At 65.9% G+C, this 14,319-nt stretch carries 11 protein-coding genes; 3 read left to right on the plus strand and 8 right to left on the minus strand.

The window, feature by feature from the left end; genetic code table 11:
* Positions 1 to 35 precede the first annotated feature (35 nt).
* The 3 genes from ACSSU5_RS02170 to ACSSU5_RS02180 are packed head-to-tail and all read left to right on the plus strand — an operon-like array spanning position 36 to position 4,418.
* Positions 36 to 2,954, plus strand: a complete 2,919-nt coding sequence (locus ACSSU5_RS02170) for an aminotransferase (RefSeq protein ID WP_492560499.1) — start codon at positions 36 to 38, stop codon at positions 2,952 to 2,954.
* A 23-nt stretch (positions 2,955 to 2,977) separates the two neighbouring features.
* On the plus strand, positions 2,978 to 3,883 hold the full coding sequence (locus tag ACSSU5_RS02175; RefSeq protein ID WP_492560500.1) for a LysR family transcriptional regulator: 906 nt from the start codon (positions 2,978 to 2,980) through the stop codon (positions 3,881 to 3,883).
* Positions 3,884 to 3,941: 58 nt separating this feature from the next.
* Positions 3,942 to 4,418, plus strand: a complete 477-nt coding sequence (locus ACSSU5_RS02180; RefSeq protein WP_264312351.1) for an ester cyclase — start codon at positions 3,942 to 3,944, stop codon at positions 4,416 to 4,418.
* A 15-nt stretch (positions 4,419 to 4,433) separates the two neighbouring features.
* Here the strand turns inward: ACSSU5_RS02180 and ACSSU5_RS02185 are convergent, their stop codons facing one another.
* The 8 genes from ACSSU5_RS02185 to ACSSU5_RS02220 all read right to left on the minus strand — a co-directional run bounded on the left by ACSSU5_RS02185 (position 4,434) and on the right by ACSSU5_RS02220 (position 14,309).
* Entirely contained in the window at positions 4,434 to 5,126 is a 693-nt protein-coding gene (locus ACSSU5_RS02185; protein ID WP_264312350.1) for a response regulator, read from the minus strand.
* Positions 5,123 to 7,777: a DUF4118 domain-containing protein gene (locus ACSSU5_RS02190; protein ID WP_492560501.1), complete on the minus strand. Its 2,655-nt coding sequence runs from the start codon at positions 7,775 to 7,777 to the stop codon at positions 5,123 to 5,125. Before ACSSU5_RS02190 ends, ACSSU5_RS02185 begins: the two co-directional genes overlap by 4 nt.
* 139 nt (positions 7,778 to 7,916) lie before the next feature.
* Positions 7,917 to 8,468, minus strand: a complete 552-nt coding sequence (gene kdpC / locus ACSSU5_RS02195) for a potassium-transporting ATPase subunit KdpC (RefSeq protein ID WP_264312347.1) — start codon at positions 8,466 to 8,468, stop codon at positions 7,917 to 7,919.
* Between the two features lie 10 nt (positions 8,469 to 8,478).
* Positions 8,479 to 10,533 (minus strand): potassium-transporting ATPase subunit KdpB, encoded by a 2,055-nt coding sequence (kdpB, locus tag ACSSU5_RS02200; RefSeq protein ID WP_264312346.1) that lies wholly within the window; start codon positions 10,531 to 10,533, stop codon positions 8,479 to 8,481.
* Between the two features lie 10 nt (positions 10,534 to 10,543).
* Entirely contained in the window at positions 10,544 to 12,238 is a 1,695-nt protein-coding gene (gene kdpA, locus ACSSU5_RS02205; protein ID WP_264312345.1) for a potassium-transporting ATPase subunit KdpA, read from the minus strand.
* Between the two features lie 9 nt (positions 12,239 to 12,247).
* Entirely contained in the window at positions 12,248 to 12,337 is a 90-nt protein-coding gene (gene kdpF / locus ACSSU5_RS02210; RefSeq protein WP_264312344.1) for a K(+)-transporting ATPase subunit F, read from the minus strand.
* 118 nt (positions 12,338 to 12,455) lie between these two features.
* Entirely contained in the window at positions 12,456 to 13,502 is a 1,047-nt protein-coding gene (locus ACSSU5_RS02215) for an AI-2E family transporter (RefSeq protein WP_264312343.1), read from the minus strand.
* A gap of 12 nt (positions 13,503 to 13,514) precedes the next feature.
* The gene (locus ACSSU5_RS02220) at positions 13,515 to 14,309 is read right to left on the minus strand and encodes a DUF4892 domain-containing protein (RefSeq protein ID WP_492560502.1); all 795 of its coding nucleotides are present in this window, start codon (positions 14,307 to 14,309) and stop codon (positions 13,515 to 13,517) included.
* Between the last annotated feature and the right edge of the window lie 10 nt (positions 14,310 to 14,319).

The raw sequence follows: 14,319 nt of genomic DNA on the forward strand, positions 1-14,319 counted from the left end.
CTACCGTCAACTCCCAGCGCCAACGGTAGAGCCCAATGCCCAGCCAACAACAAAAGCCCCTCGACCTCCTGATCCAGCGCTGCGCCCTACCCAGCCCAGCACTCAGCGAGGCCCAAGCACACGCCCTGCTGCAGGCCCACTACGGCCTGACTGGCAGCCTGTCATCGCTGGGCAGCCAGCAGGACCTGAACGTGCGCGTGGATACCCCCCAGGCCCGCTTCGTCCTCAAGGCCTGCCACGGCAGCTATGCCCAGGTCGAACTGGAGGCGCAGCACGCCGCGCTGGCCTATCTGCGTGAACAGGGCTTGCCGGTACCCGCTGTGCGCCCGGCACACAACGGGCAAACGTTGCTGGCACTGAACATCGACGGCCAACCGCTGCGTGTGCGCCTGCTCGACTACATCGACGGCCAGCCGCTGACCCGCCTCAAACACATGGCACCGCACCTGATGGCCGAACTGGGCGGGCTCTGCGCGAAGCTGGACAAGGCCTTAGCCGATTTTGACCACCCGGGCTTGAGCCGCACCCTGCAATGGGACCCGCAACATGCGCAAGCGCTGATCCAGCACCTGCTGCCGGTGCTGCAGGACGCAGGCCAACGCGCCCGTGTCGAGCAGGCCACCCAACTCGCCGCTGCGCACCTGGCGCCACTGGCCGAACAGTTGCCAAGCCAGGCCGTGCACCTGGACGTCACCGACGACAACGCCGTGTGGGCCCGCGATGGCGAGCGCCAATGGCAGTTGCAGGGTGTCATCGACTTCGGTGACCTGCTGCGCACCTGGCGCATTGCCGACCTCTCGGTGACCTGCGCGGCGCTGTTGCACCATGCCGAAGGCGACCCGCTGCGCATTCTGCCGGCGGTGCAGGCCTACCAGGCACTCAACCCGCTGAGCGAGGCCGAACTGCGCGCCCTATGGCCGCTGGTGCTCAACCGCGCCGCAGTGCTGGTGCTGAGCAGCGAGCAACAACTGGCCGTAGACCCAGGCAACCAGTACATTCGCAACAACATCGCCCATGAATGGGAAATCTTCGACACAGCTACCGCCGTGCCTTTCGCGCTGATGCAGGCGGCCATTGTGCAGGCCGCCGGGCTTCAACCCGGCAGGCCCGACCTGGCCAGTTGCGCCCCCCTGCTGCCCGAACTGACCGGCCAGCCGGTTGCACGCATTGATCTGGGCGTACTCAGCCCGCACTGCGAAGCGGGCAACTGGGAACAGCCAGGTTTCGATCAACGCCTGCTGGCTGCCAAGCCAGGCCCAGCGAGCACGCTGCATGGCCAGTATCGCCTCTCACAGACCCACATCGACCGCCCCGAAGAGCCTGCCACCTGCGCGCTGGGGGTCGAATTGCATGTGCCCGACGGCTGCAGGGTGCAGGCACCGCAAGCCGGCACATGGCAGCGTCACGGCGATGGCCGCGGCTGCCTGCGTACACCACACTGGGCGTTGTGGCTGCAGGGGCTGGAGGATGCCCCGGCAGATGGCCAGGCCATGGCAAAGGGGCAATCCCTGGGCAGCAGCTGTGGCTTTCTCAGCGTTCAGCTGTGCCTGGATAACGCCATCCGCCCCCCGTTCTTCGCCACCCCGTCCCATGCCGCTGCCTGGCTCGCACTGTGCCCGTCGCCTGCCGCGCTGCTGGGATTTGACTGCGACGCCGAACCGCTGGCCGACGCGCAGGCGCTGCTGGCACGCCGCGACGCCAGCTTCGCCCGCTCGCAGAAGCACTACTACGCGCAACCGCCCCATATCGAGCGCGGCTGGCGCAACTACCTGATCGACATGCAGGGCCGCTCCTACCTGGATATGCTCAACAACGTGGCCGTGCTGGGCCATGGCCATCCACGCATGGTGGCCGAGTCAGCGCGCCAGTGGTCGCTGCTCAACACCAACTCGCGCTTCCATTACGCGGCCATCGCCGAGTTCTCCGAACGCCTGCTGAAGCTGGCGCCAGAAGGCTTCGACCGGGTGTTTCTGGTCAACAGCGGCACCGAGGCCAACGACCTGGCCATCCGCCTGGCCTGGGCCTTCAGCGGCGGGCGCGACCTGCTTAGCGTGCTGGAGGCCTACCACGGCTGGTCGGTGGCCACCGACGCCATATCCACCTCTATCGCCGACAACCCGCAGGCCCTGGAGACCCGCCCAGACTGGGTACACCCGGTCGAAGCACCGAACACCTTCCGTGGGCGTTTGCGCGGTGCCGACAGCGCCGCCGGCTACCTGCGTGACGTCGATGCCAAGCTGGCCGACCTCGATGCCCGTGGCCGTCAGCTGGCCGGGATCATCTGCGAGCCGGTGTACGGCAACGCGGGGGGCATCTCGCTACCCGCCGGTTACCTTCACGCAGCCTACGCCAAGGTGCGCGCCCGGGGCGGCGTGTGCATCGCCGACGAGGTGCAGGTGGGTTATGGCCGGCTGGGCGAGTACTTCTGGGGCTTCGAGGAACAAGGGGTGGTGCCCGACATCATCACCATGGCCAAGGGCATGGGCAATGGCCAGCCGCTGGGTGTGGTGATCACCCGGCGCGAGATCGCCGAGGCGCTGGAAGCGCAGGGCTACTTCTTCTCGTCGGCGGGGGGCAGCCCGGTCAGTTGCCGCATCGGCATGGCGGTGCTGGACGTGATGCAGGAAGAAGGGCTGTGGGACAATGCCCGCGACACCGGGCGCTATTTCAAGGCACGCTTGCAGGCGCTGGTTGACAAGCACCCGCTGGCCGGCGCGGCGCATGGCTCTGGCTTCTACCTGGGGCTTGAGCTGGTACGTGACCGGCAGACGCTGGAGCCGGCGACCGAGGAAACCCTGCAGTTGTGCGACCGCTTGCGTGACCTGGGCATCTTCATGCAGCCGACCGGCGACTACCTGAACATCCTCAAGATCAAGCCGCCGATGTGCACCACACGGGCGAGCGTGGACTACTTCGTCGACAGCGTGGACCGTATCCTCTCGGAAGATCTATAGCCTGCAAAGAAGGGATTCTGACCATGGCCTTTACCAGCGACTCACTTGCGGTTTTTCTCGCCGTACTGGAGGCAGGGTCGTTTTCTGCAGCCGCACGCAAGCTGGGCCGTGTGCCTTCGGCCGTGAGCATGGCCATTGCCCAGCTGGAAGCGGAGCTGGACTTGGCCCTGTTCGACCGGGCCACGCGCAAAGCCTTGCCCACCAGCGCCGCCTTGGCCCTCGAACCGCAGGCCAGGCAGGTGATCTGCCAGCTTAACCTGCTGGATGCCCAAGCACTGCAACTGCACAAGGGGCTGGAAAAGCGCCTGATCATCGCCATGGCCCCCGAGCTGCAAACCGGCCGCTGGAGCCAACCCCTGGAAACCCTCGCGCAGGAGTTTCCGAGCCTTGAGATCGAAGTGCGTTCAGCCACGCAAGCCGAAGCCATTCGCTTGCTGCACGATGGCAGCGTGCAATTGGCGCTGGTGTTCGAACGGCCGGGGATCGATGAGCGTGAGTCGTTTCTTGAAGCCGGCAGCCAACTGCTGGTCGCCGTCGCTTCGCCCCGCCACCCCGCTGGGCGTAACAGCGGCACGCCGCTGCCCGAAGAAGCGTTCGCCGAGCAACGGCAAATCATCGTGGCCTCGGGCAAAGCCACCGGCTCCGACCCGCGCATGGTGCTGTCGCGGCGAATCTGGCTGACCGACAGTTATCTGGCTACGCTGGATCTGGTGCAATCCGGCCTGGGTTGGGCCTACCTGCCGCAGCCGCTGGTTGAGCCGCTGATTGCCTCGGGTGCATTGGCCGAGGTGCGCTTCGACAACATGGCCAGCCGGCTACGGCTGTGGGTGGACATCATCTGGGTCAAACCGCGCCCCTTGGGCCTGGGCGCGCGGCGCTATCTGGAAGTCATGCGGCAACTGTTCGAAAAGGAGCCGCCAAGGGCCTGACCACGCTCAACGGCCAGCCGGCCGACAACCCGCGGGCACACCCGCAAGCGAGGCAAACATGCGTCCCTTCATCAGAGCGTTCTACCTGCTGTCGCTGTTCACCTTCGCCAGCCTTGCCCAGGCTGCCGAAAGCCCCAGGCAGATCGTCGATGCCTACATGGCAGCCTGGAATGCCCACGACGCCGAAAAAGCGGCCAGTTACCTGGCCAAGGACGCCGAGTACTTCGACGTCACCGTCGGCACCCCACAAAAGGGCCGCGAAGCTGCCCGCGACAACGTGATCAAGGTATTCGTGGGGGCCGTGCCAGACTTGAAATGGACGATCAACGGCACGCCGATCGTGGACAAGGACGGCATCGCCTTCCAATGGACCTTCAGCGGCACCAACACCGGCGCCTGGGACGCACAAACGCCAGCCACCAATAAAGCGCTGTCGTTCGATGGCGTGAGCTATGTGAAGGTCAAAGGCGGCAAGATCGTCTACCAAGGGGATTACTACGACGCCTTGGGCTTGCACAAGCAGTTGGGCTGGTAACAGCGACTTGCATCATCAGGCGGGCGCTACCAACCGGTAGCCCACGCCCGCCTCGGTAATGATGAACCGCGGCGCCATGGGGTCATCCCCAAGCTTCTGGCGCAGGTGCCCGACCACGATCCGCAGGTAGTGGGTGTCGTCCACATGAGTCGGCCCCCAGATGTCTTTGAGCAACTGCTGCTGGGTAATCACCCGGCCCGGGTGCCCGGCCAGCTGGGCCAGCAACGCATATTCCTTGCGGGTCAGCGCCACCTCCACGCCCTGAAGGGTCACACGGCGGAAGGCGAAGTCCACGGTCAACGGCCCGAAACTGGCCGCCACCTCGCCTCCACCGGCCTGTGGCACTTGGCGCAACAGGGCGCGCACCCGCGCAAGGAACTCCTGAATGCCAAACGGTTTGGTCACGTAGTCATTCGCCCCTCCGTCCAGCGCATCGACCTTCTGCACCTCACTGGCGCGAACCGACAGCACCAGCACCGGCACCGCGCTCCATTCGCGCAACTCACGCAGCACCTGCTGGCCGTCCATGTCCGGCAAGCCGAGGTCGAGCACCACCAAGTCGGGTTTGCCCAGAGCGGCCTGCGCCAGGCCCTCGCTGCCGGTGGCGGCCTCGATCACCTTGTAACCCTGGGACGTCAGGCTGATGCGCAAGAACTTGCGGATCTGCGGTTCGTCGTCGATGACCAGGAGGGTGGCGGACTGGCTCATGGGGCTTCGCTTTCGGCTTCAGGTTGAGGGGGCAGCGGCAAGCATAGAGTGATGCCGGTGCCCTGGCCATCGATGCCTTCACCCACCAGAATCTGCCCGCCATGGGCACCGATCATGCCCTGGCAGATCGCCAGGCCCAGGCCGGTGCCCTGCCCGCCCCGATCACCGCGGGCGGCGGTGTAGAACATGTCGAAGATCTTCTCCCGCTCCGCCACGGGGATGCCAGGCCCCTGGTCGCTGACAGCGATGCGCAGTTGCTCATCCTGCACCCACACCTGCAGCGCCAGCCGGCCGTGGGCCGGTGAGAAGCGTGCAGCGTTCTCCAGCACATTGACCAGGGCCTGCTCGATCAGCGCCGCATGAACGAACAGCAACGGCAGTTCGGCCGGCACGTCGGTGTGCACGCGCAGGGGGGCGAGTACCACCCGCAGGCGGTTGAGCGCGCTGCCGACAATGTCCGCCGGGGCTACCCAGTCACGGGCCAGTTTGAGCCCGCCGTGGCCCAGGCGGGTCATGTCGAGCAGGTTCTGGATGTAGCGGTCCAGGCGCTCGGCCTCGTTGCGCGTACCTTCGAGCAGTTCGCGCCGGTCTTCTTCGGGTATTGCCTCGCCCAGCGCCAGCAAGCTGTCGATACTGCCGCGCATGGCAGTCAGGGGCGTGCGCAGGTCGTGGGACACTGAAGCAAGCAAGGCGCTGCGCAGTTGCTCGGTTTCGCCGTGCAGGCGCGCGGCCTCCAGCTGTTCGGCCAGCCGAGCGCGGGCCAGGGCCTGGGCCAGCGGTTGGCCAAGGGCCGTGAGCAGGCGGCGACGCGGGTCGCTCAGCGGTTGGCCGCTGCGCGGGCGCACGCCGAGCAGCGCCAGCGGTTGCTCATCCACCGCCAAGGGCCACCACCACCAGCGGCCATTGGGCAGGGTATCGCTGCCATGCCCCGCTGCCTGGCCGTGCTGCCAGGCCCATTCGGCAGCGGCGCGTTCGTTGTCGCTCAGCGCATCGGCTTCGCCGCTGGCCAGGCGCAACAGGCCCTCGCCATCACGTTCGAGCAGGCACACTTGCAGGTCATGCCAGCCGTCGAGGTGCTGGCCGGCCGCGTTGAACACGGCCTGGCGGTCGGTGGCGACGGTCAACCGACGCGACAGGTCGAGCAGTTGACTGGTCTGCGCCTGGGTTTCGCGCAGGGCCTGCAACTGGCGGCGCTGACGGGCCGCCAGGTTACCCGTGAGGGCGGCCATGAGCAGGAAGAACACCAGGGTCAGCACGTCTTCTTCGCGCTGGATGCTGAAGGAGAAGTTCGGCGGGATGAACAGGAAGTCGTAAGTCAGAAACGACAACGCCGCACACGCCAGCGCCGGCCCCAGGCTACTGCGCACCGCCACCAGCAACACCGCGGCGAGAAACACCAACGAAATGTTCGGCAACGCCAGCACGCTCGACACCGCCCAGGCCAGGCCTGCCGCCATGACGGTGGCCAGCAAGGCCAGCAGATAATGCCGCCAGACCCACACGCGCTTGACCGCCGCGCGTGCCGGTTGCGGCTGCACGTCGCGGTCGAGCACGTTGATTTCCAGCCCATGGCTTTCGCGCAACAACCGCGCCGCAACCCCGGCACCCAACACACGCCGGCGCAGGCGATCACGCGATTGCCCCACCAGCACCAGGCTGGCCCGGCGCTCGACGGCATGCTGAATCAAGGTGCGCGCCACCTCGCCGGCACGCAACAGCACCACTTCACCGCCCAGGCGTTCAGCCAGCTGCTGCGCGGCCTGCAAGCGCTGACGTGCAACTTCGTCGCGCAAACGGCCGTTGTCCACGTGCACCAGGCTCCAGGGCAAATGACGGCGCTGGGCCACCCGGCTGGCATGGCGTACCAGGCGTTCGGCCTGGTCGTCACCGTCGACCCCGACCAACAGGCGCCCACGCAAGGCCGGAGCCTCTTGGCCACGTTGGCGATAGCCGTGGGCCAGGTCGGCATCGACCTGGGCCGCGGCAGTCTGCATGGCCAGTTCACGCAACGCGGTGAGGTTGGTCTGGGAAAAATAAGCCTCGATGGCCGCCCGCGCCTGCTCCGGCACGTACACCTTGCCTTCGCGCAGGCGCTCCAGCAATTCACGGGGCGGCAGGTCGATCAGCACCAGTTCGAAGGCTTCTTGCAACACCCAGTCCGGCAAGGTTTCGCGCACCTGTACGCCGGTGATATCGCGGACCTTGTCGTTGAGGCTTTCCAGGTGCTGGACGTTGACCGTGGTGTAGACGTCGATGCCGGCGGCCAGCAGTTCCTGAACGTCCTGCCAGCGCTTGGCATGGCGGCTGCCGGGGGCATTGGTGTGGGCCAGTTCGTCGACCAGGGCCAGGGCCGGAGCGGCTTTGAGCAGGCCGTCCAGGTCCATTTCCTCAAGCGTGACACCGCGATAGTCGCTGCGCAGCAGGGGCTGCTGGAGCAGGCCGCCGAGCAGCGCTTCGGTCTCGGCGCGGCCGTGGGTCTCGACCACTCCGGCCAGTACCCGCACGCCCTGGCGTTGCTGGGTGTGGGCGGCCTGCAGCATGGCGTAGGTCTTGCCCACCCCTGGTGCGGCACCGAGGAATACCTTCAGCTTGCCGCGGCCAGTTCGCGGCAGGTTGGCCAACAGCGCGTCTGCGCGGGCTGCGTCACTCATGTTTGATCCTTCGATTGTGCGGCGATCGGTAAATCTGGGCCTGCTTTGCAGGCCTTCGCGGGCAAGCCCGCTCCCACACGTTCATCATGTCCCTGTGGGAGCAGGCTTGCCCGCGAAGGGCCGTAAAGCGGCCCCACTATCAGTTCCCCAAACGCTCCAAGGCCTGGTTCAGGGCCAGGACATTGACCACAGGCGGCCCGATCAATGGGTGGAGGGTGGCCTCTTCCACCAGGGCTTGCAAGCGCTCAACGGGCACCTTGCGAGCCTCTGCCACACGCGATACCTGATAAGCCACCGCCTCCGGCGGCAACTGCGGGTCCAGGCCACTGCCGGAGGTGGTCAGCAAGGCTTGAGGCACCGGGCCTTGCTCAGCCCGATACAGCTTCGCAGCATCGCTGCCTACCCGTTCGGCCAGCGCCGGGTTGCTCGGCGACAGATTGCTGGCACTGCTGGACACGGTGGCATAAGCCCCTGCCGAAGGCCGCGAATGGAACCAGCCATCGCCTTGGAAATCCTGAGCGATCAGGGCCGAGCCGCGCACCTCGCCGCGTTCATCACGCACCAAGCTGCCATTGGCCTGTTCAGGGAAGGCGACCTGGGCAATGCCGGTCACCGCCAACGGATACAACGCGCCAGTGACCAACGTCATCAGCAAGGCCAGGCTCAGCGCCGGGCGTACATAAGTGTTCATGGCGGCCTCCTCAGACCAGGTGCAGAGCATTGAGCAGCAGGTCGATCAGCTTGATCCCGGCAAACGGCACGATGAGCCCGCCCAAGCCGTAGATCAGCAGGTTGCGCCGTAACAGGTGGGCCGCACTCGCCGCCTGCACCCGTACACCGCGCAGCGCCAGCGGGATCAGCACGATGATGATCAGCGCGTTGAACACGATCGCCGACAAGATCGCACTCTGCGGGCTGGCCAGGTGCATCAGGTTGAGCACGCCCAGCTGCGGGTAAATGGCGGCGAACAACGCCGGCAGGATGGCGAAGTACTTGGCCACATCGTTGGCGATGGAGAAGGTGGTCAAGGCGCCACGGGTCACCAGCAGTTCCTTGCCCACCTGGACCACGTCCAGCAACTTGGTCGGGTCGCTGTCCAGATCAACCATGTTGGCCGCCTCACGGGCTGCCTGGGTGCCGTCGTTCATGGCCATGCCCACGTCGGCCTGGGCCAGCGCCGGGGCGTCGTTGGCGCCATCGCCACACATGGCGACCAGGCGACCGTCATTCTGCTCCTGGCGGATGCGCGCCAGCTTCTTCTCTGGGGTGGCCTCGGCCAGCACATCATCGACCCCGGCCTCGGCGGCAATGGCTGCGGCAGTCAGCGGGTTGTCCCCGGTCACCATCACGGTGCGGATGCCCAGCTTGCGCAGTTCGGCAAAGCGCTCGCGAATACCGGGCTTGACCACATCCTTGAGGTGAATCACCCCAAGCAGGCGCTTGTCGACACACACCAGCAGCGGCGTGCCACCACTCTGGGCGATACGCTCGACCTCGCGGCCCAGTGCCGGCGGTATTTCGAGCCGTTGCAGGCCGACAAAGGCCAGTACCGCATCGACAGCGCCCTTGCGGTAGCGGCGCTGCTGGAAGTCGACCCCCGACAACCGGGTCTCGGCGCTGAAGGCAATAGGTTCGAGCTGCTCCCCGGACGGTTCGACGAAGTCGTGCAACTGGCGCAGGTACTCGACAATCGATTTGCCCTCGGCCGTGTCGTCGGCCAGCGAGGCAAACAGGGCGCCCTCCCCCAGTTCCTTGGCCGTGATGCCCGGTGCCGCATGCAGCGCGCTGCAGCGGCGGTTGCCGAAGGTGATGGTGCCGGTTTTGTCGAGCATCAGGGTGTGCACGTCGCCCGCCGCCTCCACCGCGCGGCCGGAGCGGGCGATGACATTGAGCCGGACCAGGCGGTCCATGCCGGCAATGCCAATGGCCGACAGCAGGCCGCCAATGGTGGTGGGGATCAACGTCACCAGCAGTGCGGCCAGGAAGATCAACGGCAGGCTACCGCCGGCGAAGTGGGCGAACGGCTGCAAGGTCACCACCACGACCAGGAAGATCAGGGTCAGGCCGATCAGCAGGATATCCAGGGCTATCTCGTTGGGCGTCTTCTGCCGTTTGGCCCCTTCGACCAGCGCGATCATGCGGTCCAGGGTCGATTCGCCAGGGTTGCTGGTGATGCGAATCAGCAGCCAGTCGGACACCAGCCGCGTGTTGCCGGTCACCGCCGACCGGTCGCCGCCGGACTCGCGGATCACCGGCGCGGACTCACCGGTGATCGCCGCCTCGTTGACTGCGGCAATGCCTTCGAGCACTTCACCATCGCCCGGGATCAACTCACCCGCGATCACCTTGACCACATCGCCCTTGCGCAGCTCGCTGGCGACGACCGTCTCGAATGCGCCAGCGCTGTTGCGCCGCTGGGCAGTCAGCCCCTGGCTCCCCGCCTTGAGGCTGTCGGCGCGGGCCTTGCCACGGCCTTCGGCCAGGGCTTCGGCAAAGTTGGCGAACAGCACGGTGAACCACAGCCACAGGGCAATCTGCACTGCAACAGCGGTGCTCACGCCGCTGCCTGGGGCAACGCACAGGATGGTGGTGAGCACGGCGGTCAGGGCAACCACGAGCATCACCGGCGAGCGCTTGAGCTGCCGCGGGTCCAGCTTGACGAAGGCCTGTACCAGGGCCGGGCGCCAGAGCGCGGCGAAGCGCGTCTGGTCCTTGGCGCTGTGGAGGGCTTTTACTTCAGGAATGGGCATGTTCATGTTGGTTTCCTCAGAAGCCCAGGCTCAGGTATTCGGCGATTGGCCCAAGGGCCAAGGTCGGCAGGAAGGTCAGGCCACCCACCAACAAAATGGTCACCAGCAACAGGCCGGTGAACAGTGGGCCGTGAGTGGGGAAGCTGTTGAGCCCTTGGGGCGCGCTTTTTTTCGCCGCCAGGCTGCCGGCCAGCGCCAGTATCGGCAGGATGTAGCCGAAGCGGCCGATCAGCATGGCCAGGCCGATCATCAGGTTGTGGTACACCGTGTTGGCACCGAAACCGGCAAAGGCCGAACCGTTGTTGGCGGTGCCGGAGGTGTAGGCGTACAGCAGTTGGCTGAAGCCATGGGCACCAGGGTTGCTCACCGCACCCGCCGGGCCCGGCAGGCTGGCGGCGATGGCGCCCAGCACCAGCACGCCAACCGGCATCACCAGCAAGGTCGCCACCAGCAGTTGCACCTCACGCGCCTGCAGTTTCTTACCCAGGTATTCCGGCGTACGGCCAATCATCAAGCCGGCCAGGAACACGGCGATCAGCACGAACAACAGCATGCCGTAGAGCCCCGCGCCAACGCCGCCGAAGATCACCTCACCGACCATCATGTTGACCATCGCGACCATGCCGGTCAGCGGGTTGAGGCTGTCGTGCATGGCATTGACCGAGCCGTTGGATGCCGCTGTGGTGGTCACCGTCCACAGCACCGAGCCGGTGGTGCCAAAGCGGCTTTCCTTGCCCTCCATGGGGGCGCTCTGCTGAACCTGGGGGCTCTGCAGTGCCGGGTTGGGCTGGTGTTCGGACCACAACGCGGTAGCCCCGCCGATGAGGAACAGGCTCAGCATGCAGGCGAGAATCGCCCGGCTCTGGCGCAGGTCCTTCACGTAGTGGCCGAAGGTGAACACCAGCGCCACCGGGATGAGGATGATCGACGCCACCTCGAACAGGTTGCTCCAGGCGGTGGGGTTTTCGAACGGGTGCGCCGAGTTGACGCCGAAGAAGCCGCCGCCATTGGTGCCCAACTGCTTGATGGCGATCTGGCTGGCCGCAGGGCCGAGCGGGATGGTCTGGTCACTGCCTTGCAGGGTCAGCGCGTGAGCGTAGTCGGCAAAGGTCTGTGGCACGCCCTGCCAGACCAGCAGCAGCGCCAGCACCAGGCACAGGGGCAGCAGCCCATAGAGCGTGGCGCGGGTCATGTCGACCCAGAAGTTGCCCAGGGTGGTGGTCGAGCGGCGGGCAATGCCACGACACAGGGCCACGAGCACCGCCAACCCAGTGGCGGCGCTGACGAAGTTCTGCACGGTCAAGCCGAGCATCTGGCTCAGGTAGCTGACCGATGCCTCGCCGCTGTACCCCTGCCAGTTGGTGTTGGTGACGAAGCTTACGGCGGTGTTGAACGCCAGCGACCACTCCTGGCCGGGAAGGTGCTGTGGGTTGAGCGGCAGATAGCCCTGCAGCAACAGCACGGCAAACAGCAGCAGGAACCCGGCCAGGTTGAAGGCCAACAAGGCCAGTGTGTATTGCTTCCAGTTCTGCTCCTGGTCGGCGCGAACGCCCGCCAGCCGATAGCTGGCCTGTTCTACCGGGCCCAATACAGGTGTCAGCCAAGTGCGCTGGCCTTCCATCACCTTGTAGAAGAACCGCCCGAGCCAAGGTGCCGGTAGCAGCACGATGAGGAAAAACGCCAGTAACAAGGCAAAGTCGTAACTGTGCATGACCACTCCCTAGCTGCGATTGGCGCGCAGCAGCGCCACCAGCAGGTAAATAGCCAATGCCACTGCCAGCAGCAGTGACAGCCCGTCGAGCATGTTCATGTGTGGAGCTCCCCGTGGTGCGGCTTAGGCCGCTTTGGGGGAATTGTCCGAGGAAGGGGCGTAAAGGGGCGAGATCAAGGGGTAAGCGGGGGCATAAAGAATGCGTAAAAATACGCTCCTACAGGGTCTGCTGCCCGGCGTTGCGGCTCCAGTCCAGCAGCAGGCTGTAGCCCACCGCCAGCAAGGTTGGCCCGATGAACAGGCCAATGAAACCAAAGGCGATCAAGCCACCGAACACGCCCAGCAACACGATGACCAGCGGCAAGTTGCCGCCACGGCTGATCAGGTACGGCTTGAGCACGTTGTCCACGCCGCTGATAACGAAAGTACCCCAGATGCCCAGGAACACCGCCATGCCGTATTCGCCTTGCCACGCCAACCAGGCAGTAGCGGGGATCCACGCCAGCGGCGGGCCCATGGGGATCAGGCTGAGCATGAAGGTCACCAGGCCCAGCACGATGGCCCCTGGTACCCCGGCTATCAGGAAACCGATCAGCGCCAGCAGGGCCTGGGCCGCTGCCGTGCCGATCACGCCGTTGACCACCCGCTGCACGGTGCCGGCCACCAGTTCCAGGTAGTAATCGGCGCGATCCCCCGTCAAGCGCTGCAGCAGGCGCAGCACGAACGCCGACAAACGCGGGCCGTCCCGGTAGAAGAAGAACACGAAGACCAGACTCAGGCTCAGTTCGAGCATTCCGCTCCCGATCTGCGCGCTGCGTGCGAGCAACCAGTTGCCCACCTGGCCCAGGTAAGGCTTGATCGAAGCGATCAAGGCCGCACCTTGCTGGTCGAGCGATTGCCACCAATTGACCATGCGCTCACCCACCAGGGGAATGCTGCCCAGCCAGGCCGGTGCATCGGGCAGGCCGTCCACCTGCACGTCACGGACAAACGCCGTGGCATCACGGATATGATCGGCCAGGTTGAAACCCAGCCAGACCAGCGGCAATGCCACGATGAGGATCCAGGCTGCGGTCAGCAAACTTGCGGCCAGCGTTTCGCGGCCGCCCAGCACGCGCGTCAGCAAGCGCATCAACGGCCAGCTGGCAAAGGCCAGAATGGCCCCCCACAGCAGCGCCGAGATGAACGGCGCCATGACCCACAGGGCAGCGCCGAGCAACGCCAGCAGGACGATCTGGATCAGCAGGCGGTCGTTATTGGCCATGGTGACGCTCATTCAACGGATCAGTTCCAAGTGCAGGCCATCGGTGGGGGCCGTACCGACTTCAAGGCGGCTGCTGCGCACGCCTGCAGTGACCAAGGCCTCTCGCCAGGCCTCGGCGTTAGCACCACTGAGGCTGGCCCGCAGGGTGCTATCCAGGTTCAGGCTGCGCCCAAGCAGGGCCACCCAGGCGGGTTGCGGCGTGCTCAGGTCAGGGTAGTCGAGTTTGCCGGTGTCGCGCATTTCGCGCAGCACCGTGGCAGCGGTGGGCAGCAGTTCGCCAAGCGGGCTGGCGGCAACGAATTCTTCGACGTGCAGGTAGGCACGGCGGTTGCCACGGGTGACGCTGTACAGTGCGACCAGGGTATCGGCCTGTTCGGCCGAGCGGCGCAGCAGGATGAACGCTTGTTGCTCATCACCCCCGTTGAGCCGGGCGTTGGCGAACACGTCGTTGGCCCACAGGCTGGCCTCGCCGCAATCACGGCCCTGGCACCAGAACAGCGGGTAGCCGCCGTCGTGCTGCAGTGCTTCACGGGCACTGGTAAACGCTTCGCGGGCCGAGCGTTCAACGGGCAGTTCATAGGTGACCGAACTCACCTGGCCACGGCTTTCGACCTTGTCCTCGACCCGCAGGCGGCCGCTGATCTTGCGCAGAGGGCCCATGGGGTACACGCGCTCCTGCTCCACCGCAGGGCGTTGATCGACCACCTTGGCATCCACCGGTACGGGCAGGCTGTCGGCCCACAACAAGGGGCTGGCGAGCACGAGGCAGGCGGCGAGCGTGGTGCGGAGGGTAACGGGCGCGCTCATCGGCAGCCCA

Source organism: Pseudomonas sp. E1MeOHC2 (assembly GCF_058745025.1).